The sequence below is a fragment of the Paenibacillus sp. FSL R10-2734 genome (assembly GCF_037963865.1).
GTDB lineage: Bacteria > Bacillota > Bacilli > Paenibacillales > Paenibacillaceae > Paenibacillus_AQ.
Window position 1 is genome coordinate 1,250,258 of the sequence record NZ_CP150170.1, and the last position, 16,948, is coordinate 1,267,205.

31 protein-coding genes are annotated in these 16,948 nt (G+C 44.5%); all 31 read left to right on the forward strand.

The window, feature by feature from the left end:
- Positions 1 to 80 precede the first annotated feature (80 nt).
- Entirely contained in the window at positions 81 to 1,271 is a 1,191-nt protein-coding gene (gene tuf, locus NSS67_RS05545) for an elongation factor Tu (RefSeq protein WP_060625835.1), read from the forward strand.
- A 279-nt stretch (positions 1,272 to 1,550) separates the two neighbouring features.
- Positions 1,551 to 2,876 carry a globin-coupled sensor protein gene (locus tag NSS67_RS05550; protein WP_339318684.1) on the forward strand — a complete coding sequence of 442 codons (1,326 nt, stop codon included), beginning with the start codon at positions 1,551 to 1,553 and terminating at the stop codon, positions 2,874 to 2,876.
- Positions 2,877 to 3,102: 226 nt separating this feature from the next.
- Positions 3,103 to 3,411, forward strand: a complete 309-nt coding sequence (gene rpsJ / locus NSS67_RS05555) for a 30S ribosomal protein S10 (protein WP_017692074.1) — start codon at positions 3,103 to 3,105, stop codon at positions 3,409 to 3,411.
- Positions 3,412 to 3,453: 42 nt separating this feature from the next.
- A complete protein-coding gene (gene rplC, locus NSS67_RS05560; RefSeq protein WP_339318685.1) occupies positions 3,454 to 4,077 on the forward strand; it encodes a 50S ribosomal protein L3 in 624 nt (207 codons plus the stop codon).
- Between the two features lie 25 nt (positions 4,078 to 4,102).
- On the forward strand, positions 4,103 to 4,726 hold the full coding sequence (gene rplD / locus NSS67_RS05565; protein WP_036680536.1) for a 50S ribosomal protein L4: 624 nt from the start codon (positions 4,103 to 4,105) through the stop codon (positions 4,724 to 4,726).
- Positions 4,726 to 5,019, forward strand: a complete 294-nt coding sequence (gene rplW / locus NSS67_RS05570) for a 50S ribosomal protein L23 (RefSeq protein WP_036680537.1) — start codon at positions 4,726 to 4,728, stop codon at positions 5,017 to 5,019. The genes rplD and rplW overlap by 1 nt, the downstream gene beginning before the upstream one ends.
- Before the next feature lie 27 nt (positions 5,020 to 5,046).
- Positions 5,047 to 5,877 carry a 50S ribosomal protein L2 gene (gene rplB, locus NSS67_RS05575; protein WP_042192171.1) on the forward strand — a complete coding sequence of 277 codons (831 nt, stop codon included), beginning with the start codon at positions 5,047 to 5,049 and terminating at the stop codon, positions 5,875 to 5,877.
- A 75-nt stretch (positions 5,878 to 5,952) separates the two neighbouring features.
- Positions 5,953 to 6,231 carry a 30S ribosomal protein S19 gene (gene rpsS, locus NSS67_RS05580; protein ID WP_036652940.1) on the forward strand — a complete coding sequence of 93 codons (279 nt, stop codon included), beginning with the start codon at positions 5,953 to 5,955 and terminating at the stop codon, positions 6,229 to 6,231.
- Between the two features lie 33 nt (positions 6,232 to 6,264).
- Positions 6,265 to 6,597 (forward strand): 50S ribosomal protein L22, encoded by a 333-nt coding sequence (gene rplV / locus NSS67_RS05585; RefSeq protein ID WP_036680546.1) that lies wholly within the window; start codon positions 6,265 to 6,267, stop codon positions 6,595 to 6,597.
- Positions 6,598 to 6,610: 13 nt separating this feature from the next.
- Positions 6,611 to 7,276 carry a 30S ribosomal protein S3 gene (gene rpsC, locus NSS67_RS05590; RefSeq protein WP_042192169.1) on the forward strand — a complete coding sequence of 222 codons (666 nt, stop codon included), beginning with the start codon at positions 6,611 to 6,613 and terminating at the stop codon, positions 7,274 to 7,276.
- Between the two features lie 2 nt (positions 7,277 to 7,278).
- A complete protein-coding gene (gene rplP, locus NSS67_RS05595) occupies positions 7,279 to 7,713 on the forward strand; it encodes a 50S ribosomal protein L16 (protein WP_036680552.1) in 435 nt (144 codons plus the stop codon).
- Positions 7,703 to 7,900, forward strand: coding sequence for a 50S ribosomal protein L29 (gene rpmC, locus NSS67_RS05600; protein ID WP_019908232.1), 198 nt, complete (start codon positions 7,703 to 7,705; stop codon positions 7,898 to 7,900). The genes rplP and rpmC overlap by 11 nt, the downstream gene beginning before the upstream one ends.
- A 43-nt stretch (positions 7,901 to 7,943) precedes the next feature.
- A complete protein-coding gene (rpsQ, locus tag NSS67_RS05605) occupies positions 7,944 to 8,210 on the forward strand; it encodes a 30S ribosomal protein S17 (protein WP_339318686.1) in 267 nt (88 codons plus the stop codon).
- A gap of 38 nt (positions 8,211 to 8,248) precedes the next feature.
- Complete coding sequence (rplN, locus tag NSS67_RS05610) at positions 8,249 to 8,617, forward strand: 50S ribosomal protein L14 (protein WP_036680556.1); 369 nt, start codon at positions 8,249 to 8,251, stop codon at positions 8,615 to 8,617.
- A gap of 106 nt (positions 8,618 to 8,723) precedes the next feature.
- Positions 8,724 to 9,077, forward strand: a complete 354-nt coding sequence (gene rplX / locus NSS67_RS05615) for a 50S ribosomal protein L24 (RefSeq protein WP_313639619.1) — start codon at positions 8,724 to 8,726, stop codon at positions 9,075 to 9,077.
- Positions 9,078 to 9,108: 31 nt separating this feature from the next.
- The gene (gene rplE / locus NSS67_RS05620) at positions 9,109 to 9,651 is read left to right on the forward strand and encodes a 50S ribosomal protein L5 (RefSeq protein ID WP_313639618.1); all 543 of its coding nucleotides are present in this window, start codon (positions 9,109 to 9,111) and stop codon (positions 9,649 to 9,651) included.
- A 49-nt stretch (positions 9,652 to 9,700) separates the two neighbouring features.
- The gene (locus tag NSS67_RS05625) at positions 9,701 to 9,886 is read left to right on the forward strand and encodes a type Z 30S ribosomal protein S14 (RefSeq protein WP_013312154.1); all 186 of its coding nucleotides are present in this window, start codon (positions 9,701 to 9,703) and stop codon (positions 9,884 to 9,886) included.
- A 32-nt stretch (positions 9,887 to 9,918) separates the two neighbouring features.
- The gene (gene rpsH / locus NSS67_RS05630) at positions 9,919 to 10,317 is read left to right on the forward strand and encodes a 30S ribosomal protein S8 (RefSeq protein WP_036680560.1); all 399 of its coding nucleotides are present in this window, start codon (positions 9,919 to 9,921) and stop codon (positions 10,315 to 10,317) included.
- A gap of 30 nt (positions 10,318 to 10,347) precedes the next feature.
- The gene (rplF, locus tag NSS67_RS05635; protein ID WP_283909220.1) at positions 10,348 to 10,890 is read left to right on the forward strand and encodes a 50S ribosomal protein L6; all 543 of its coding nucleotides are present in this window, start codon (positions 10,348 to 10,350) and stop codon (positions 10,888 to 10,890) included.
- An 84-nt stretch (positions 10,891 to 10,974) separates the two neighbouring features.
- A complete protein-coding gene (gene rplR, locus NSS67_RS05640) occupies positions 10,975 to 11,343 on the forward strand; it encodes a 50S ribosomal protein L18 (RefSeq protein ID WP_042131220.1) in 369 nt (122 codons plus the stop codon).
- 27 nt (positions 11,344 to 11,370) lie between these two features.
- Positions 11,371 to 11,868 (forward strand): 30S ribosomal protein S5, encoded by a 498-nt coding sequence (rpsE, locus tag NSS67_RS05645; RefSeq protein ID WP_036652980.1) that lies wholly within the window; start codon positions 11,371 to 11,373, stop codon positions 11,866 to 11,868.
- A gap of 14 nt (positions 11,869 to 11,882) precedes the next feature.
- Positions 11,883 to 12,068, forward strand: a complete 186-nt coding sequence (rpmD, locus tag NSS67_RS05650) for a 50S ribosomal protein L30 (RefSeq protein WP_036680567.1) — start codon at positions 11,883 to 11,885, stop codon at positions 12,066 to 12,068.
- A gap of 40 nt (positions 12,069 to 12,108) precedes the next feature.
- Positions 12,109 to 12,549, forward strand: coding sequence for a 50S ribosomal protein L15 (rplO, locus tag NSS67_RS05655; RefSeq protein WP_339318687.1), 441 nt, complete (start codon positions 12,109 to 12,111; stop codon positions 12,547 to 12,549).
- Positions 12,549 to 13,847, forward strand: coding sequence for a preprotein translocase subunit SecY (secY, locus tag NSS67_RS05660; protein ID WP_339318688.1), 1,299 nt, complete (start codon positions 12,549 to 12,551; stop codon positions 13,845 to 13,847). Before rplO ends, secY begins: the two co-directional genes overlap by 1 nt.
- A gap of 95 nt (positions 13,848 to 13,942) precedes the next feature.
- Positions 13,943 to 14,587, forward strand: a complete 645-nt coding sequence (locus tag NSS67_RS05665; RefSeq protein WP_339318689.1) for an adenylate kinase — start codon at positions 13,943 to 13,945, stop codon at positions 14,585 to 14,587.
- Positions 14,588 to 14,591: 4 nt separating this feature from the next.
- Entirely contained in the window at positions 14,592 to 15,344 is a 753-nt protein-coding gene (map, locus tag NSS67_RS05670) for a type I methionyl aminopeptidase (protein ID WP_042192159.1), read from the forward strand.
- An 11-nt stretch (positions 15,345 to 15,355) separates the two neighbouring features.
- Complete coding sequence (locus NSS67_RS05675; protein WP_339318690.1) at positions 15,356 to 15,664, forward strand: KOW domain-containing RNA-binding protein; 309 nt, start codon at positions 15,356 to 15,358, stop codon at positions 15,662 to 15,664.
- A gap of 2 nt (positions 15,665 to 15,666) precedes the next feature.
- Positions 15,667 to 15,882 carry a translation initiation factor IF-1 gene (infA, locus tag NSS67_RS05680; protein ID WP_036652996.1) on the forward strand — a complete coding sequence of 72 codons (216 nt, stop codon included), beginning with the start codon at positions 15,667 to 15,669 and terminating at the stop codon, positions 15,880 to 15,882.
- A 53-nt stretch (positions 15,883 to 15,935) separates the two neighbouring features.
- Positions 15,936 to 16,049, forward strand: a complete 114-nt coding sequence (gene rpmJ / locus NSS67_RS05685; protein WP_003322638.1) for a 50S ribosomal protein L36 — start codon at positions 15,936 to 15,938, stop codon at positions 16,047 to 16,049.
- Positions 16,050 to 16,068: 19 nt separating this feature from the next.
- The gene (gene rpsM, locus NSS67_RS05690) at positions 16,069 to 16,437 is read left to right on the forward strand and encodes a 30S ribosomal protein S13 (protein WP_036680583.1); all 369 of its coding nucleotides are present in this window, start codon (positions 16,069 to 16,071) and stop codon (positions 16,435 to 16,437) included.
- Between the two features lie 19 nt (positions 16,438 to 16,456).
- Positions 16,457 to 16,852, forward strand: a complete 396-nt coding sequence (gene rpsK / locus NSS67_RS05695; RefSeq protein ID WP_019908251.1) for a 30S ribosomal protein S11 — start codon at positions 16,457 to 16,459, stop codon at positions 16,850 to 16,852.
- The last annotated feature ends 96 nt before the right edge of the window (positions 16,853 to 16,948 follow it).

Genomic DNA, 16,948 nt, shown 5'->3' on the forward strand with positions numbered 1-16,948 from the left:
ATCACTCAGTCAACTAAGATAAACATATATGCGGGCGACTCAAAATATAAGGAACCCCACATTAAGGAGGAACTGTTCAAATGGCAAAGGCAAAGTTTGAACGTAACAAACCGCACGTTAACATCGGTACTATTGGTCACGTCGACCATGGTAAAACGACTCTGACTGCTGCAATCACTACTGTATTGTCCAAAACTTACGGTGGCGCAGCTATCGCATTCGATCAAATCGACAAAGCTCCTGAAGAACGCGAACGTGGTATCACAATCTCTACTTCCCACGTTGAATATGAAACTCCTAACCGTCACTACGCTCACGTAGACTGCCCTGGTCACGCCGACTATGTTAAAAACATGATCACTGGCGCAGCGCAAATGGACGGAGCTATCCTGGTTGTATCCGCAGCTGATGGCCCTATGCCACAAACTCGCGAGCACATCCTGTTGTCCCGTCAAGTAGGCGTTCCTTACATCGTTGTCTTCTTGAACAAATGCGACATGGTTGAAGACGAAGAGTTGTTGGAATTGGTTGAAATGGAAGTTCGTGACTTGCTGAGCGAGTATGACTTCCCAGGCGACGATACTCCAATCATCCGTGGTTCTGCTCGTGAAGCTCTGCAAAACCCTGATGGCGACTATGCTAAAAAAATCATTGAAATGTTTGAAACAATCGATGAGTATATTCCACTTCCTGAGCGTCAAACTGACAAGCCTTTCTTGATGCCTGTCGAAGATGTATTCTCCATCACTGGCCGCGGTACTGTGGCAACTGGTCGCGTAGAACGCGGAACAGTTAAAGTCGGAGAAGAAATCGAAATCGTTGGTATTCACGAAGATACTAAGAAATCCGTAGTTACGGGCGTAGAAATGTTCCGTAAATTGCTGGATTCCGCTCAAGCGGGCGACAACATCGGAGCTTTGCTTCGTGGTGTAGACCGTAACATGATCGAGCGTGGCCAAGTATTGGCTAAGCCGAACTCTGTTAAACCACACACTGAGTTCACTGCTCAAATCTACGTTTTGACTAAAGAAGAAGGCGGACGTCACAAACCATTCTTTACTGGTTACCGTCCACAGTTCTACTTCCGTACAACTGACGTAACTGGCATCATCAACTTGCCAGAAGGTACTGAAATGGTTATGCCTGGTGACAACATCACTGTAACTGTTTCCTTGATCTCCCCTATCGCTATTGAAGAAGGTACTAAATTCTCCATTCGCGAAGGTGGACGTACAGTTGGAGCAGGTAGCGTAGCTTCCATCCAAAAATAAATTCGTTTCTATCTGCGGGTAGACTCTGAATCATAGTGCCCCGGATTCTTCTTGCGGAGAATCCGGGGCTTTTTGTGTTCTCAAACAATTATTTACATTTCGACATTATATGATGAATAAAACGCATGAATATGAGAAAATTCTACAAATTTCAACAAAAAACTACGATAAATTGTTTACAATTTTAATAATCATAGAGTAAAATGATAGGAAGTATTATTGTAAAATAATAGGAATTTAGGGAGGGTGATTAATATGCGGAAATGTCCTTTTTCATTCATGCACGCTTTAACATCACGTAATAATAATGAGGATTCTCACACCCCTAATTTCAAAGAAATTAAACATCAGAATAAGCTTAATGAGGATGTATTTCATACTCTTGAGGGTCATGGTGAGCTCAATGAGCAAATGAAAATGATTGATCTAACTGAATCAGATTTGAAGCTACTACGTAGGGTGAAGCCTATTGTTGAACAGAATATAGACTATATTACTGATCAATTCTACAATTCAGTATTAGGTGTGAATAAACTTGAAGCCATAATATTGGAGCATAGTAGTATAGAAAGATTGAAAACAACCCTCCGTGAGCATATCATTGAAATATTTGATGGCAAGGTTGATGATGAATACATAGCAAAGCGACTGAAGATTGCTAATATTCATAAAAGAGTAGGACTTGAACCTAAGTGGTACTTGTCCGCTTTTCAAAATCTTCAGAACGTATTTATACATGTTATCTATAATGAAACACATGATGACAATGCACGCCTACAAGTAGTTCAGACCGTGACGAAGTTGCTTAACCTTGAGCAACAACTTGTCCTTGAGGAATACGAGAAGGAGAACGTCAAAGAGAAAGAACAACAGTACTTATTGGTTAAAAATGAATTAAAGCAGAAAATTGCTGAATTCAGTAGTGAGTTAATAGATTTTAGCATCGACACTAATGCTGCTGTGAAGCAGCTAGTAGCCAGTAGCAATGAAGTGAATAGAACATTCCAACATACAGCTTCATCCGCTCTAGAGTCACAGGGGTTGGCTACAGATGGTCATGAGCATTTGGACAACCTGACAGGGCAAATAAATCTTATATATCAAAGCACTAGTGAAATGGAACACTCAGTTCACGAATTAAGCAATTCCTCTAAACAAATCCAAAAGATCGTAAACTCCGTTAAGGATATTGCGGATCAAACTAAAATTCTCTCTCTTAATGCAACGATAGAAGCCGCCAGGGCCGGAGAGCATGGTAGAGGGTTTAGTGTAGTTGCCCAAGAAGTTAGTCGATTGGCAGAGGATACGAAGAATACTGTAATTCAGATCGTAGAACTAACTAATAAATCAGGAAATCTCACACAGCAGGTCGTTGAGGAGATTCGTAAGGTACAGGAGTTAACCAAGAGTGGGAAGCTTCAATCTGTCGAGACTAGTCTTTTGTTTACCGATATTGTAGAGGCCATGAGAAGTAGTACAGAGGAGATTGTTATAGTAGAAGAAGAAATAAGAACATTGATTCAAACTATAGAGGGAATTGGGTCAGCAACAGCGCAGACAGCAGAGTCAGCTGAGTTTTTCAGGTCTGCCACTGAGAATCTTTAACCTATATAATAGTAATAAAGCAGCGAATGAAAAAAATATGCGTTGTTTTGTTATTTTAGCTTGCAATACTGCTGCCTATTATATATAATAATAAATGTTGTTCTGAGACGTTGCGATGATGTGAGAGGTTACTGACACACCCGGCCCCTTTGCCATGGGGACGAGGTCAGAAAATTTTCACGGAGTATGTCCGATACCAAATTGGGCGATAGAAGGAGGGACTAAAATGGCAAAGCAAAAAATTCGTATTCGCTTGAAAGCATACGACCACAGAATTCTTGATCAATCCGCTGAGAAGATTGTTGAAACAGCAAAACGTTCGGGTGCAGGTGTATCCGGGCCGATTCCGTTACCAACTGAGAAGCAAATCATTACTATTCTCCGTGCGGTACACAAGTACAAGGATTCCCGTGAACAGTTTGAACAACGGACTCACAAACGTTTGATCGATATTGTGAACCCAACACCACAAACTGTAGACGCCTTGATGCGCTTGGATCTACCGTCCGGTGTAGATATCGAAATCAAATTGTAATTCTATTATTAGTAACTTAGGAAAAGAAAAGAGGTGTCAACATTGAAAGGTATCTTAGGAAAAAAACTCGGTATGACTCAAGTGTTTACTCCAGAAGGTAACGTAATTCCAGTTACTGTTATCGAAGCAGGACCTTGTGTAGTACTGCAAAAGAAAGACCTGAATATCGACGGATATGAAGCAGTGCAATTGGGCTTTTCTGATAAAAAAGAAAGTCGCTCCAATAAGCCTGAACAGGGTCACGCCAAAAAGGCAAATGCAACACCTAAGCGCTACGTTCGCGAAATTCGCGGTGTTGATCTCGGGTCTCTCGAGGTTGGACAAGAGCTGAAGGCTGATATCTTTGCTGAGGGCGAATTTGTTGACGTAACTGGTACATCTAAAGGTAAAGGTTTCCAAGGTAACATCAAACGTTGGGGACAAAGCCGCGGACCAATGGCACACGGATCGCGTTACCACAGAAGACCAGGTTCCATGGGTTCTATCCAAGCTAACCGTGTTCCTAAGGGCAAACGCCTTCCAGGACATATGGGTCACACGACTATTACGGTTCAAAAGCTTGAAATTATCAAGGTTGATGTTGAACGTAACGTATTGCTGATTAAAGGCGCTATCCCAGGTCCTAAAAACAGCTTCGTGAAAGTTAAACAAACCGTTAAGAAATAATTACCTAAGAAAGGAGGAACATGAAATGCCAAAAGTAACACTTTTTAATATTAGTGGCAACGAAGTTGGTGAAGTAGAACTTAGCGACACAGTATTCGGTATTGAACCGAATGAGCACGTTCTACATGAAGCTGCGCTTATGCAAAGAGCTTCCCTTCGTCGTGGTACACACAAAGTAAAAGGACGTTCTGAAGTTCGTGGCGGTGGACGTAAACCTTGGAAACAAAAAGGTACAGGTCGCGCTCGTCAAGGCTCCATTCGTTCTCCACAATGGAAAGGCGGCGGCGTTGTCTTCGGACCAACACCACGTAGCTATTCCTGGAAATTGCCTAAGAAGGTTCGTCGTTTGGCGATCAAATCCGCTTTGTCCTCGAAAGTACTCGAGAATGACATTATCGTATTGGATAGCTTGACAATGAATGCTCCGAAAACGAAAGAATTCGCAGCAATCTTGAACAACCTGAAAGTGGATCGCAAGGCGTTGATCGTAGCTACTAGCTATGATGATAACGTAGCACTTTCCGCTCGTAACATCCCTGGGGTGAAATTCGTAGCGGCTGACGGCATTAATGTTCTTGACGTACTGACGTACGACAAACTGATCATCACTAAAGAAGCAGTTCTGAAGGTAGAGGAGGTGTTCGCGTAATGAAAGATCCTCGTGATATTATCAAACGTCCGGTGATTACGGAACGTACTTCCGACTACATGAGCGAAATGAAATACGCTTTTGAAGTGGATATCCGTGCTAACAAAACCGAAATCAAAAAAGCTGTCGAGGCTATTTTCAAAGTAAAAGTAACGAATGTGAACACAATGCGCGTACCTGGCAAACTGAAACGTTATGGTAAATATTCTGGTTACACTCCAGAATGGAAAAAAGCCATCGTTAAGCTTAGCCCGGACAGCAAGCCGCTTGAATTTTTTGAAGCGGTAGAATAATACTCTTAAAGTAAGGAGGAAACTATAGTGCCAATCAAAAAGTACAAACCGACCTCTCCGGCAAGACGCCATATGTCTGTGTCTACGTTTGAAGAAATTACAACAAACCAGCCAGAGAAATCGTTGCTTTCTCCGCTGTTCAAACATGCGGGACGCAACAACCAAGGTAAAATTACGGTTCGTCACCATGGCGGCGGACACAAACGTAAATACCGTATTATCGACTTCAAGCGGACTAAAGACGGCATACCAGGTAGCGTTGCTACAATCGAGTATGACCCGAACCGTACATCTAATATTGCTTTGATCCACTATGCTGATGGAGAGAAACGTTACATCATCGCTCCTAAAGGCCTTAAAGTTGGGGATAAAGTAGAGTCTGGCCCAACAGCCGACATCAAAATTGGTAACAGTCTTGCACTGGAGAACATCCCAGTGGGTACAGTTATCCACAACATTGAGTTGAAACCAGGTAAAGGCGGACAATTGGTTCGTGCTGCTGGTACAGAAGCTCAATTGCTTGGTAAAGAAGAAAAATACTGTTCCGTTCGTTTGTCATCCGGTGAGGTTCGTAAGATCCTTAGCGTATGCCGTGCAACTATCGGTTCCGTAGGTAACGAAGATCATGAATTGATCAAAATCGGTAAAGCTGGACGTAGTCGCTGGCTCGGCCGTCGCCCTGAAGTACGCGGTGTAGTAATGAACCCGAACGATCACCCACACGGTGGTGGTGAAGGCCGCGCTCCAATCGGACGTAAATCGCCTATGTCTCCATGGGGTAAACCAACCCTTGGTTACAAAACGCGTAAGAAAAACAAGGCATCTGATAAATATATCGTTCGCCGCCGCACGAAATAAGACGCTTCTGGCAAGTTATAAAGCGCGAAGCGTCGATTCGCGGTTTGAAGAAACGGATGAAGGGAGGATTCACACATGGGTCGCAGTTTAAAGAAGGGGCCGTTTATCGATGGCTACCTGCTTAAAAAAGTTGAGGAACTGAACGAGGCTGAGAAAAAGGTTGTAGTTAAAACTTGGTCCCGTCGCTCAACCATTTTCCCTCAGTTTATCGGACATACGTTTGGTGTATATGACGGCCGTAAACACGTGCCTGTATACGTAACAGAAGATATGGTAGGTCACAAGTTGGGCGAGTTCGCGCCAACACGTACTTACAAAGGCCACGCGGGTGACGATAAGAAAACAAGAAGATAATAATAAGGTCTCTGTTTGAAAGGAGGGTAAACAATGGAAGCAAAAGCACATGCAAGATCGGTGCGGATTTCCGCTCGTAAAGCGAAGTTGGTTGTTGACTTGATTCGCGGAAAGCAAGTGGGGGAAGCAATTGCAATTCTTCGCCACACTCCGAAATCCGCTTCTCCGGTTGTTGAGAAGTTGCTTAATTCGGCAATTGCGAATGCTGAGCATAACTATTCTTTGGACGTGAACAGTTTGTTCGTTAGCGAAGTTTTCGTTAACCAAGGTCCTACTATGAAACGTTTCCGTCCGCGCGCCATGGGTCGCGCAAGCCGGATCAATAAACGCACGAGCCACATTACACTGGTGGTATCTGAGAAATAAGGAGGGATAACACGTGGGTCAAAAGGTAAATCCAATAGGACTCCGAATCGGTATTATTCGCGATTGGGAATCTAAATGGTATGCAGGGAAAGATTTCGGTACTCTTCTGATGGAAGACGTCAAAATCCGGGAATACCTTAAAGGTAAGTTGAAGGATTCCGCTGTTTCCCATATCGAGATCGAAAGAGCGGCTAACCGCGTGAACGTTACAATTCATACTGCTAAACCAGGTATGGTTATTGGTAAAGGCGGAGCAGAAGTAGAAGTACTTCGCAGCGCAGTTACTGCAATCGCTGGTGGCAAAAAAGTACACATCAACATCAATGAAATCAAGCACCCTGAATTGGATGCAATTCTTGTAGCTGAGAGCATTGCTCAACAATTGGAACGTCGTGTATCGTTCCGTCGTGCACTCAAACAAGCGATTCAAAGAACTATGCGTTCTGGCGCAAAAGGGATTAAAACTCAAGTAGGCGGACGTCTTGGCGGAGCCGAGATTGCTCGTTCAGAAGGTTATAGCGAAGGAACAGTTCCACTTCATACGCTTCGTGCCGATATCGATTACGGAACGGCTGAAGCACATACAACTTACGGTCTTATCGGCGTAAAAGTATGGATCTACCGTGGAGAAGTTCTTCCCCCAGCTAAGAAACAAGCTGCTCAGGAAGGAGGCAACTAATCATGTTGGTACCAAAACGCGTAAAACACCGCAAGCAACAACGCGGACACATGAAGGGTATGGCTAAAGGCGGTACTGAATTGAACTTCGGCGAATTCGGCCTGGTTGCATTAGAACCGTCTTGGATCACTAACCGTCAGATCGAAGCTGCTCGTATCGCAATGACACGTTATATCAAACGTGGCGGTCAAGTTTGGATCAAGATTTTCCCAGATAAGCCTATTACTCAAAAGCCTCTCGAGGTTCGTATGGGTAGTGGTAAAGGTAACGTTGAGAAATGGGTAGCCGTAGTTAAACCGGGCAAGATTATGTTCGAACTCGGAGGCGTGTCGGAAGAGATCGCTCGTGAAGCAATGCGTCTTGCCGCTCACAAGCTGCCTGTTAAGACTAAGTTTGTGAAACGTGAAGAATTGGGTGGTGAAGCAAATGAAAGCTAATGAACTTCGCAACTTAACCACTGCTGAGATTGAACAGAAGATCGCTGGATTCAAAGAGGAACTTTTTAATCTCCGTTTCCAATTGGCAACTGGCCAACTGGACAACCCAACTCGGATTCGTGACGTGCGTAAGGAAATAGCTCGTGCTAAAACCGTAATCCATCAAAGAGTGCTTGGGATTAGTTAAGTGAGACGGATCTCAGATCCGTATTCAGGAAGGAGGCTAACTAATGAGCGAAGAACGTAATGCACGTAAAGTGCTAATCGGTAAAGTTGTCAGTGATAAAATGGATAAAACCATCGTAGTCGCTGTTGAAACCTATAAGAAGCACACTTTGTACCACAAACGCATCAAGTCTACGAATAAATTCAAAGCACATGATGAGGGAAACGTGGCGAAGATTGGCGATACCGTAAAACTCATGGAAACTCGTCCGTTGTCCAAGGACAAACGTTGGAGACTAGTTGAAGTGGTTGAAAAAGCGGTTATCATCTAAGATAATCAAAAGAGTTTTTCCGGAAGGAGGAAATTATAATGATTCAACCATTTACACGCTTGCATGTGGCTGACAACTCTGGTGCGAAGGAACTGATGTGTATCCGCGTACTGGGTGGTACTGGACGCCGTACAGCAGCAATCGGTGATTTGATCGTTTGTTCCGTTAAACAAGCAACACCAGGCGGCGTTGTCAAAAAAGGTGATGTTGTTAGAGCGGTAGTTGTTCGTACGAAACGTTCCGTTCGTCGTAAAGATGGATCTTACATCGCATTCGACGAAAATGCAGCTGTTGTTGTTAAAGACGACAGAAGCCCTCGTGGAACACGTATCTTTGGACCAGTTGCTCGCGAACTTCGCGATAAAGACTACATGAAGATCGTTTCCTTGGCACCGGAAGTTATCTAAAATATCCCCAAAAAGTGACGTGTTGCTCTGAGGTTAATGCCGAATACTTTTCGGGGGCCCCAAAGACCTGCACGAGCCTAAAGGTTAGTTATAGGAGGTGTAATAAATGCCTAGAGTGAAAAAAGTTCTGGAATCCCATAACAATAAACTGCACGTGAAGAAAGATGACGTGGTGCTTGTGATTAGTGGTAAAGACAAAGGCAAAAAAGGCCGTGTCATCGCTGCTTATCCTCGTGAAAACCGCGTTCTGGTAGAAGGCGTCAATATGGTGAAGAAACACCAAAAGCCGAACCAGCTGAATCCACAGGGTGGAATTATTGAGCAGGAAGCTTCGATTCATGTGTCCAACGTAATGCACATCGATCCGAAGTCCGGTAAAGTAACCCGTATCGGTTACAAAGTATTGGAAAACGGTAAAAAAGTTCGGATTGCAAAACGATCTGGAGAGATTATCGACTAATCTAGCCCTTAAGAAAGGAGGTTAAATCTTCATGGCAGCAAGAATGAAAGAACGTTATCTTAACGAAATTACACCTGCTTTGATGCAGAAGTTTAACTATACAACTGTTATGCAAGTGCCTAAGATCGAGAAGGTTGTCATCAACATGGGTGTGGGTGACGCTGTTCAAAACTCCAAAGTACTTGACGCTGCAGTTAATGACATGCAGTTGATCGCTGGTCAAAAACCAGTAATCACTAAAGCTAAAAAATCCATCGCTGGTTTCAAACTACGCGAAAATATGCCGATTGGGGTTAAAGTAACACTGCGCGGCGAGCGTATGTATTACTTCTTGGACAAATTGTTCAACGTAACGCTTCCACGCGTACGTGACTTCCGTGGTGTTTCCTCTAAAGCCTTTGATGGCCGTGGTAACTACACACTGGGTCTTAAAGAACAATTGATCTTCCCCGAGATCGAATATGACAAAGTGGATAAAGTCCGCGGTATGGACATCGTTATTGTAACGACTGCTAAGACGGATGAGGAATCCCGCGAGCTGCTGGGTCAGCTGGGAATGCCTTTCGCAAAATAAAGTCGGTTAATCCATTTTCTCCGAAAATGTTTAGGAGGTGTCAGGCTAAGTGGCAAAAACTTCGATGAAAGTTAAACAACAACGTACGCCTAAGTTTAAAGTACGTGCATATACACGTTGCGAACGTTGTGGTCGTCCACATTCGGTATTGCAAAAGTTCAAAATTTGCAGAATTTGTTTCCGTGAATTAGCTTATAAAGGCCAGATCCCTGGCGTGAAAAAAGCAAGTTGGTAAGAAGTTTATAAACGGGAAGGAGGTTTACACACATGACTATGTCTGATCCTATTGCAGATATGCTTACTCGTATTCGTAACGCTAACATTGTGCGTCACGAAACGGTAGAAATGCCTGCTTCTACTATGAAGAAACAAATCGCTGACATTTTGAAGCGTGAAGGTTTCATCCGCGATGCGGAATTCGTTGAAGATAGCAAACAAGGGATTATCCGTATCTTCTTGAAATACGGCCCTAACCAAGAGCGTGTTATTTCTGGTTTGAAAAGAATCAGTAAACCAGGCCTTCGCGTATACACGAAGAGCAATGAAGTGCCTCGTGTACTCGGTGGTCTAGGAATCGCGATCATCTCCACATCTAAGGGAGTTATGACCGACAAAGAAGCTCGTCAATCAAAATCTGGCGGAGAAGTTGTCTGCTACATTTGGTAATAAACGTCACAAGATAAGGAGGTGCAACACATGTCTCGTATTGGTCGTAAACCAATCGCAGTACCTAGCGGTGTAGATGTCACTTTGGACAACGCCGTTATTACAGTAAAAGGTCCAAAAGGTTCTTTGACTCGTGAGCTTCATAAAGACATGAAGGTTACAGTTGAAAATAACGAAATTACCGTTGTTCGTCCGTCGGATAACAAATTGCATCGTTCACTTCACGGCACAACCCGCTCCGTTGTCAACAACATGGTAGCAGGCGTGACTGAAGGTTTCTCGAAATCTCTGGAATTGGTTGGGGTCGGATATCGTGCAAGCAAATCCGGAGATAAAATCGTTCTGAACGTTGGTTACTCCCACCCGGTTGAAATTACACCGGAAGCAGGTATCGAGTTCGAAGTTCCTGCGAACACGAAGATCATCGTTAGAGGTATCGATAAAGAACGCGTTGGCGCATACGCTGCTAAAATTCGTTCCGTTCGTGAGCCAGAACCGTATAAAGGTAAAGGTATCAAATATGAAGGCGAGCGTATCATCCGCAAAGAAGGTAAAGCTGGTAAGAAGAAATAACCAGTTTGAACTTAATTGTAAGATACCCCGTGCATCTTAAAGTGAAGCTGTTTACGGCAAACTGAAGGGAGTGAAAGGGAAGTCATGATTACAAAAGAAGATAAAAACAAGGCTCGTCTCAAAAGACACCTGCGTGTTCGTAAGAAGATCCAGGGAACTACTGAGCGTCCACGTTTGAACGTATTCCGTTCTTCGAAACACATCTACGCTCAACTGATCGATGATGTTAAAGGGGTTACTATCGTATCCGCTTCTACACTTGATAAAGAACTGAGCGCTAACATCGGTAATGGCGGCAGCGTTGAAGCTGCAGCGAAAGTTGGCCAATTGGTCGCTGAGCGCGCTAAAGAAAAAGGCTATGCAGTGGTCGTATTCGACCGCGGAGGTTACTTGTACCATGGACGGATTCAAGCATTGGCTGACGCAGCTCGTGAAGCTGGTCTTGAATTCTAGAATAATTCTTAAAAGGAGGTTAACGACTTGCGTGTAGATCCGAACAGTTTAGAACTGACAGAAAGAGTTGTACACATTAACCGTGTAGCAAAAGTTGTAAAAGGCGGACGCCGTTTCAGCTTTAGTGCACTCGTTGTTGTGGGCGATGGCAATGGCTACGTTGGTGCTGGAATCGGTAAAGCCGGCGAAGTTCCGGATGCCATCCGTAAAGGCATTGAAGACGCCAAGAAAAACCTGATTCACATTCCAATCGTAGGAACTTCGATTCCCCATCTCGTTACTGGCCACTTCGGCGCAGGACGCGTGTTGCTGAAACCAGCATCAGAGGGTACTGGCGTTATCGCTGGCGGTCCAGTTCGTGCGGTATTGGAATTGGCAGGCGTTGGCGACATTTTGACAAAATCACTGGGTTCTTCGAATTCCATGAATATGGTCAATGCAACTTTGGAGGGACTTTCCCGTCTGAAACGCATTGAAGAGGTCGCGAAACTTCGCGGCAAATCTGTCGAAGAATTGCGCGGTTAAGGAGGGGAACGTCAATGGCAAAATTGCAAATTACCCTCGTACGTAGTGTAATCGGACGTCCAGAAACACAACGTGTTACTGTTAAGACGCTCGGCCTGCGTAAACTCAACACGACAGTGGTTCACAATGACAGTCCTGCAATTCGCGGAATGATCAATAAAGTGAGTCACTTGCTATCTGTAACTGAAATTGAAGGCTAATCGCCTCGCATAAATTAACAAACATAAGGAGGTGCAAACGATGAAGTTACATGAACTTGCTCCGGCTCCTGGTTCCCGAAAAGAACGCAATCGCGTTGGTCGTGGACCAAGTAGCGGAAATGGTAAAACTTCCGGTCGCGGTCACAAAGGTCAAAACTCACGTTCTGGCGGTGGTGTTCGTCCGGGCTTCGAGGGTGGACAAAATCCGCTCTATCGTCGTCTGCCTAAACGTGGTTTCACTAATCCTACCCGTAAAGAGTATGCGATTGTGAACCTTGATGATCTGAATAGCTTTGCAGAAGGAACTGAAGTGACTCCGCAGTTGTTACTTGAAACTGGTGTTGTCAAGAATTCCAAAAGCGGCATTAAGATTCTCGGCAATGGTGAGTTAACCGTTAAATTGACTGTACAAGCAAATAAGTTCTCTCAATCTGCGGTAGAGAAAATCGAGGCTGCCGGCGGTAAAACCGAGGTGATCTAATGTTCAAGACGCTTAAGAATATCTGGCATGTGGAAGATTTGCGCAAAAAGATCCTGTTTACCTTGTTCATTCTGATTATCTACCGTATCGGTTCGTTTGTACCGGTTCCTGGTGTGAACAAAGATGTACTGGAAACAGCAAATCAGAGCGGTGACGCTTTGATGGGACTTTTGAACACCTTCTCGGGCGGAGCGCTCAAAAACTTCTCGATATTTGCGATTAGTATTTATCCGTACATTACAGCATCCATCATCGTGCAATTGCTGTCGATGGATGTTGTTCCTAAGTTTGCTGAATGGGCTAAACAAGGGGAGCACGGTAAAAAACAACTAGCGCAAATCACTCGTTATGGTACTGTGATTTTGGCCCTGATCCAAGGTTTTGCTACGTCGATAGGGTTTAACCGGATTTATGGAACTCAAATGATGCCGAATGCGACATTTGCTGACTACTTGCTGGTTGCCATTATCTTGACGGCTGGTACTTCTTTCCTGATGTGGCTTGGTGAACAGATTACCGAAAAGGGAATTGGGAACGGGATTTCGATCCTGATTTTTGCGGGAATCGTCTCCGCCATTCCGGGATATATCACGAGTACGGCTAACTCAAACTTTATTCAGCCGGACCAAGTGTTCCTGAATATTCTTAAAGTCGTTATTGTGCTGATTGTGATTTTGGCGATTGTGGTGGGGGTTATCTTTGTACAACAAGGTATTCGTAAGATTCCTGTACAATATGCCAAACGCGTAGTCGGCAACAAAATGTACGGTGGACAGAATACACATATCCCGCTCAAGATTAATGCGGCAGGTGTAATTCCAGTTATCTTCGCCGTTTCACTGCTTCAGTTTCCAATTGTAATCTCGAGCTTCTGGTCAACCCATGAATGGGCTAAATGGATTTCCAATAATCTTGCTCATGATAAGCCGCTCGGTATGGTTCTTTACGTGGTCATGATCATCGGATTTACGTTCTTCTATACGTTTGTTCAGATGAACCCGCAGCAAATGGCTGATAACATGAAGAAGAATGGCGGATATATTCCAGGAATACGTCCAGGTAAAGCTACAGAAAAATATTTAACCAGAGTGATGTCTCGGCTAACGATGTCCGGCGCACTATTCCTGGCAGTAATATCTGTATTACCTGTATTCTTTGGCTCCCTTTCCGGATTGCCTCGTGAGGTTCAGATTGGTGGTACTTCACTGCTAATCGTAATCGGAGTGGCATTGGATACAATGAAGCAGATCGAAAGCTCATTGATCAAACGCCATTACAAAGGCTTCATCAATAAATAGGCGATAGGTTCCGGTGAAGCTTAAGATTGTTACTTCCCGGCACCTATTGTGCTGTTTCTTGCTTGGTGGCGAACTTTTGGGGGGAGAGAGAAATCGTGAACATTTTATTCATGGGCCCTCCTGGGGCAGGCAAGGGAACACAAGCGGCAGAAATCATTAAAGAGTTTGGTATTCCTCATATTTCGACAGGAGATGCTTTCCGTTTGGCAATCAAACAGGAGACTCCAGTAGGATTGAAGGCCAAATCATTTATTGATCAAGGTTTGCTTGTGCCAGATGATGTGACCATTGGTATAGTTGAAGAACGGCTGCAGCAGTCCGATTGCGAAAAAGGATTTCTATTGGATGGTTTTCCAAGAACTCTTTCGCAAGCGGAAGCGCTGGATGATATTCTTAGCCGCTTGAATACATCTTTGGATCATGTCATCAACTTGAATGTTGACCGTGGACTGTTGATGGCGCGTCTTACTGGACGTCGTATCTGCACTGTTTGCGGGGCATCCTACCATTTAATCTTCAACCCGCCGAAGCAAGATGGCATTTGCGACATTGATGGCGGTGAGTTGTATCAACGTCCGGATGACAACGAAGAAAGTGTAGGCAAGCGTCTGGATGAGTATGATAATAAAACAGCGCCGTTGCTTGCGTTTTATGATAATAAAGGTCTTTTGCGTCAGGTAAATGGGGAAAACGAAATCAACGTCGTTTCTTCTGAAATCGTATCTTTATTGCGAGGTTAACGTAATGATCATTTGTAAATCCGAACAGGAACTTGCCTTTATGAGGGAAGCTGGTCGAATTGTTGCCGAGAGTCATCGTCTTATTGCTGAGGCCATTGAGCCTGGCATTACAACGGGTGATCTCGACAGAATCGCCGATCAATACATTCGCAGTCAAGGTGCTGTGCCGTCTTTCAAAGGCTACAACGGTTTTCCTGCCAGCATTTGCGCTTCAGTCAACGAACAATTAGTGCATGGATTTCCAGGTAAACGCAAACTGATCGAAGGCGATATTGTAACGCTGGATATCGGTGCAGAGTACCGCGGTTATCACGGTGATTCCGCCTGGACCTACGGTGTGGGCAGCATTTCCGAAGAGGCTCAGCGTTTGCTGGACGTTACGGAAGGCTCCTTGTACGCGGGACTGGCGTTAGTTAAGCCGGATGTGCGCTTGTTTACAATCTCCCATGCTATCCAGCAATACATCGAAGAGGCTGGTTTCTCAGTCGTACGTGAGTATGTTGGTCATGGCATTGGGGCAAAACTGCATGAAGAACCGCAAATTCCGAATTATGGCATAGCGGACCGCGGACCACGTCTGAAACCGGGTATGGTACTCGCGATTGAGCCGATGGTAAACGTAGGAAAGAGACATGTCAGAACGCTGGAAGATAACTGGACTGTCGTTACGGTTGATGGCTCGCTATGTGCTCATTTTGAGCATACAGTAGCAGTTACTCCGGACGGCATGGAAATTTTCACAAAACTGAATGCGTAGGTGATCTCCACTTGAATACTGTGAGCAGCCCGCAGGTTGGTCAATTAGTGAGAATTCTCAAAGGCAAAGATGCCGGAGAGGCAGCCGTTGTTATCGCAGTTGTTGATAGCAGATTTGTATACATTGCAGATGGAGACAAACGTAAGTTTGATGGGCCAAAGAAGAAGAATATTCTTCATCTTGAGCTCATACCCTTCATCAGCAGTGAGGTTGTGAACAGTTTGGAAGAAACTGGGCGGGTAACAAACGGAAAGCTGCGTTACGCAGTCATGAAGTATTCTGGACCCACCGGAATAAGTGCTGATGAGAAAGGAGACTAACTGTGGCTAAGGAAGATGTCATTGAAGTAGAAGGTACTGTCCTTGAACCGTTGCCAAATGCAACGTTTAAGGTTGAGCTTGAGAACGGTCATCAAATACTTGCCCATGTATCCGGTAAATTGCGGATGCACTTTATCCGTATTTTGACCGGAGACAAAGTGGTCGTGCAGTTATCGCCTTATGATTTATCAAAAGGTCGTATAACTTACCGTAAATAGATGGGAACTACGAAAAAAGTTTTGCTTCGCAAAACTTTGAGGAGGTAATTAACATGAAGGTAAGACCTTCTGTAAAGCCCATTTGCGAGAAATGTAAAGTAATCCGCCGCAAAGGGACTGTTATGGTGATTTGCGAAAATCCGAAACACAAACAAAAACAAGGTTAAGAAGGGGGTGTAGCGTAAAATGGCTCGTATAGCTGGAGTGGATTTGCCACGTGACAAACGCGTTGAGATCGCCTTGACTTATATTTTCGGAATCGGTAAAACGACTTCTCAGAAAATTCTTAATGAAACAGGCATTAGCGCTAATACACGTGTCCGTGATTTGACGGAAGATGAAGTCAGCAAACTGCGTGAAACGATCGACAAAACGGTTAAGGTTGAAGGTGACCTGCGTCGTGAAATTTCCTTAAATATTAAACGTCTTACTGAGATCGGCTGTTACCGCGGTGTTCGTCACCGTCGTGGATTGCCTGTTCGCGGTCAACGTACTAAAACCAATGCCCGTACCCGGAAAGGCCCGCGTCGTACGGTAGCAAACAAGAAGAAATAATAAGGGGGGATAAGAGACAATGGCTAAACCGAAAAAAGTCGTACGTACTAAACGTCGCGACCGTAAAAATATCGAATCCGGCGTGGCACATATTCGTTCCACGTTCAATAACACCATCGTTACCATCACAGATCCTCACGGAAATGCAATTTCCTGGGCAAGCTCCGGCGGCCAAGGATTTAAAGGTTCCCGTAAGTCGACTCCATTCGCAGCGCAAATGGCAGCTGAATCAGCAGCTAAAGCAGCTATGGAGCACGGCATGAAGTCGGTTGAGGTTATGGTTAAAGGACCGGGCGCGGGCCGCGAAGCAGCCATCCGTTCCCTTCAAGCTGCAGGGCTTGAAGTTAACCTTATTAAAGACGTAACTCCGGTTCCTCACAATGGATGCCGTCCGCCGAAACGTCGTCGCGTATAGTGAAATCAGTATTGTGAATGTGGTATAATTCTGACACATCTGCTAATAATAGGTGTTTAGGCATACTACATGATGCACCTGATGGGGTGACAGTTT

Bases quoted from the DNA above. Each gene is read 5' to 3' on its own strand.
- tuf (WP_060625835.1), top strand. From the start codon at position 81: ATGGCAAAGGCAAAGTTTGAACGTAACAAACCGCACGTTAACATCGGT.
- NSS67_RS05550 (WP_339318684.1), top strand. From the start codon at position 1,551: ATGCACGCTTTAACATCACGTAATAATAATGAGGATTCTCACACCCCT.
- rpsJ (WP_017692074.1), top strand. From the start codon at position 3,103: ATGGCAAAGCAAAAAATTCGTATTCGCTTGAAAGCATACGACCACAGA.
- rplD (WP_036680536.1), top strand. From the start codon at position 4,103: ATGCCAAAAGTAACACTTTTTAATATTAGTGGCAACGAAGTTGGTGAA.
- rplW (WP_036680537.1), top strand. From the start codon at position 4,726: ATGAAAGATCCTCGTGATATTATCAAACGTCCGGTGATTACGGAACGT.
- rpsS (WP_036652940.1), top strand. From the start codon at position 5,953: ATGGGTCGCAGTTTAAAGAAGGGGCCGTTTATCGATGGCTACCTGCTT.
- rplV (WP_036680546.1), top strand. From the start codon at position 6,265: ATGGAAGCAAAAGCACATGCAAGATCGGTGCGGATTTCCGCTCGTAAA.
- rplP (WP_036680552.1), top strand. From the start codon at position 7,279: ATGTTGGTACCAAAACGCGTAAAACACCGCAAGCAACAACGCGGACAC.
- rpmC (WP_019908232.1), top strand. From the start codon at position 7,703: ATGAAAGCTAATGAACTTCGCAACTTAACCACTGCTGAGATTGAACAG.
- rpsQ (WP_339318686.1), top strand. From the start codon at position 7,944: ATGAGCGAAGAACGTAATGCACGTAAAGTGCTAATCGGTAAAGTTGTC.
- rplN (WP_036680556.1), top strand. From the start codon at position 8,249: ATGATTCAACCATTTACACGCTTGCATGTGGCTGACAACTCTGGTGCG.
- rplX (WP_313639619.1), top strand. From the start codon at position 8,724: ATGCCTAGAGTGAAAAAAGTTCTGGAATCCCATAACAATAAACTGCAC.
- rplE (WP_313639618.1), top strand. From the start codon at position 9,109: ATGGCAGCAAGAATGAAAGAACGTTATCTTAACGAAATTACACCTGCT.
- rpsH (WP_036680560.1), top strand. From the start codon at position 9,919: ATGACTATGTCTGATCCTATTGCAGATATGCTTACTCGTATTCGTAAC.
- rplF (WP_283909220.1), top strand. From the start codon at position 10,348: ATGTCTCGTATTGGTCGTAAACCAATCGCAGTACCTAGCGGTGTAGAT.
- rplR (WP_042131220.1), top strand. From the start codon at position 10,975: ATGATTACAAAAGAAGATAAAAACAAGGCTCGTCTCAAAAGACACCTG.
- rpmD (WP_036680567.1), top strand. From the start codon at position 11,883: ATGGCAAAATTGCAAATTACCCTCGTACGTAGTGTAATCGGACGTCCA.
- rplO (WP_339318687.1), top strand. From the start codon at position 12,109: ATGAAGTTACATGAACTTGCTCCGGCTCCTGGTTCCCGAAAAGAACGC.
- secY (WP_339318688.1), top strand. From the start codon at position 12,549: ATGTTCAAGACGCTTAAGAATATCTGGCATGTGGAAGATTTGCGCAAA.
- map (WP_042192159.1), top strand. From the start codon at position 14,592: ATGATCATTTGTAAATCCGAACAGGAACTTGCCTTTATGAGGGAAGCT.
- rpmJ (WP_003322638.1), top strand. From the start codon at position 15,936: ATGAAGGTAAGACCTTCTGTAAAGCCCATTTGCGAGAAATGTAAAGTA.
- rpsM (WP_036680583.1), top strand. From the start codon at position 16,069: ATGGCTCGTATAGCTGGAGTGGATTTGCCACGTGACAAACGCGTTGAG.
- rpsK (WP_019908251.1), top strand. From the start codon at position 16,457: ATGGCTAAACCGAAAAAAGTCGTACGTACTAAACGTCGCGACCGTAAA.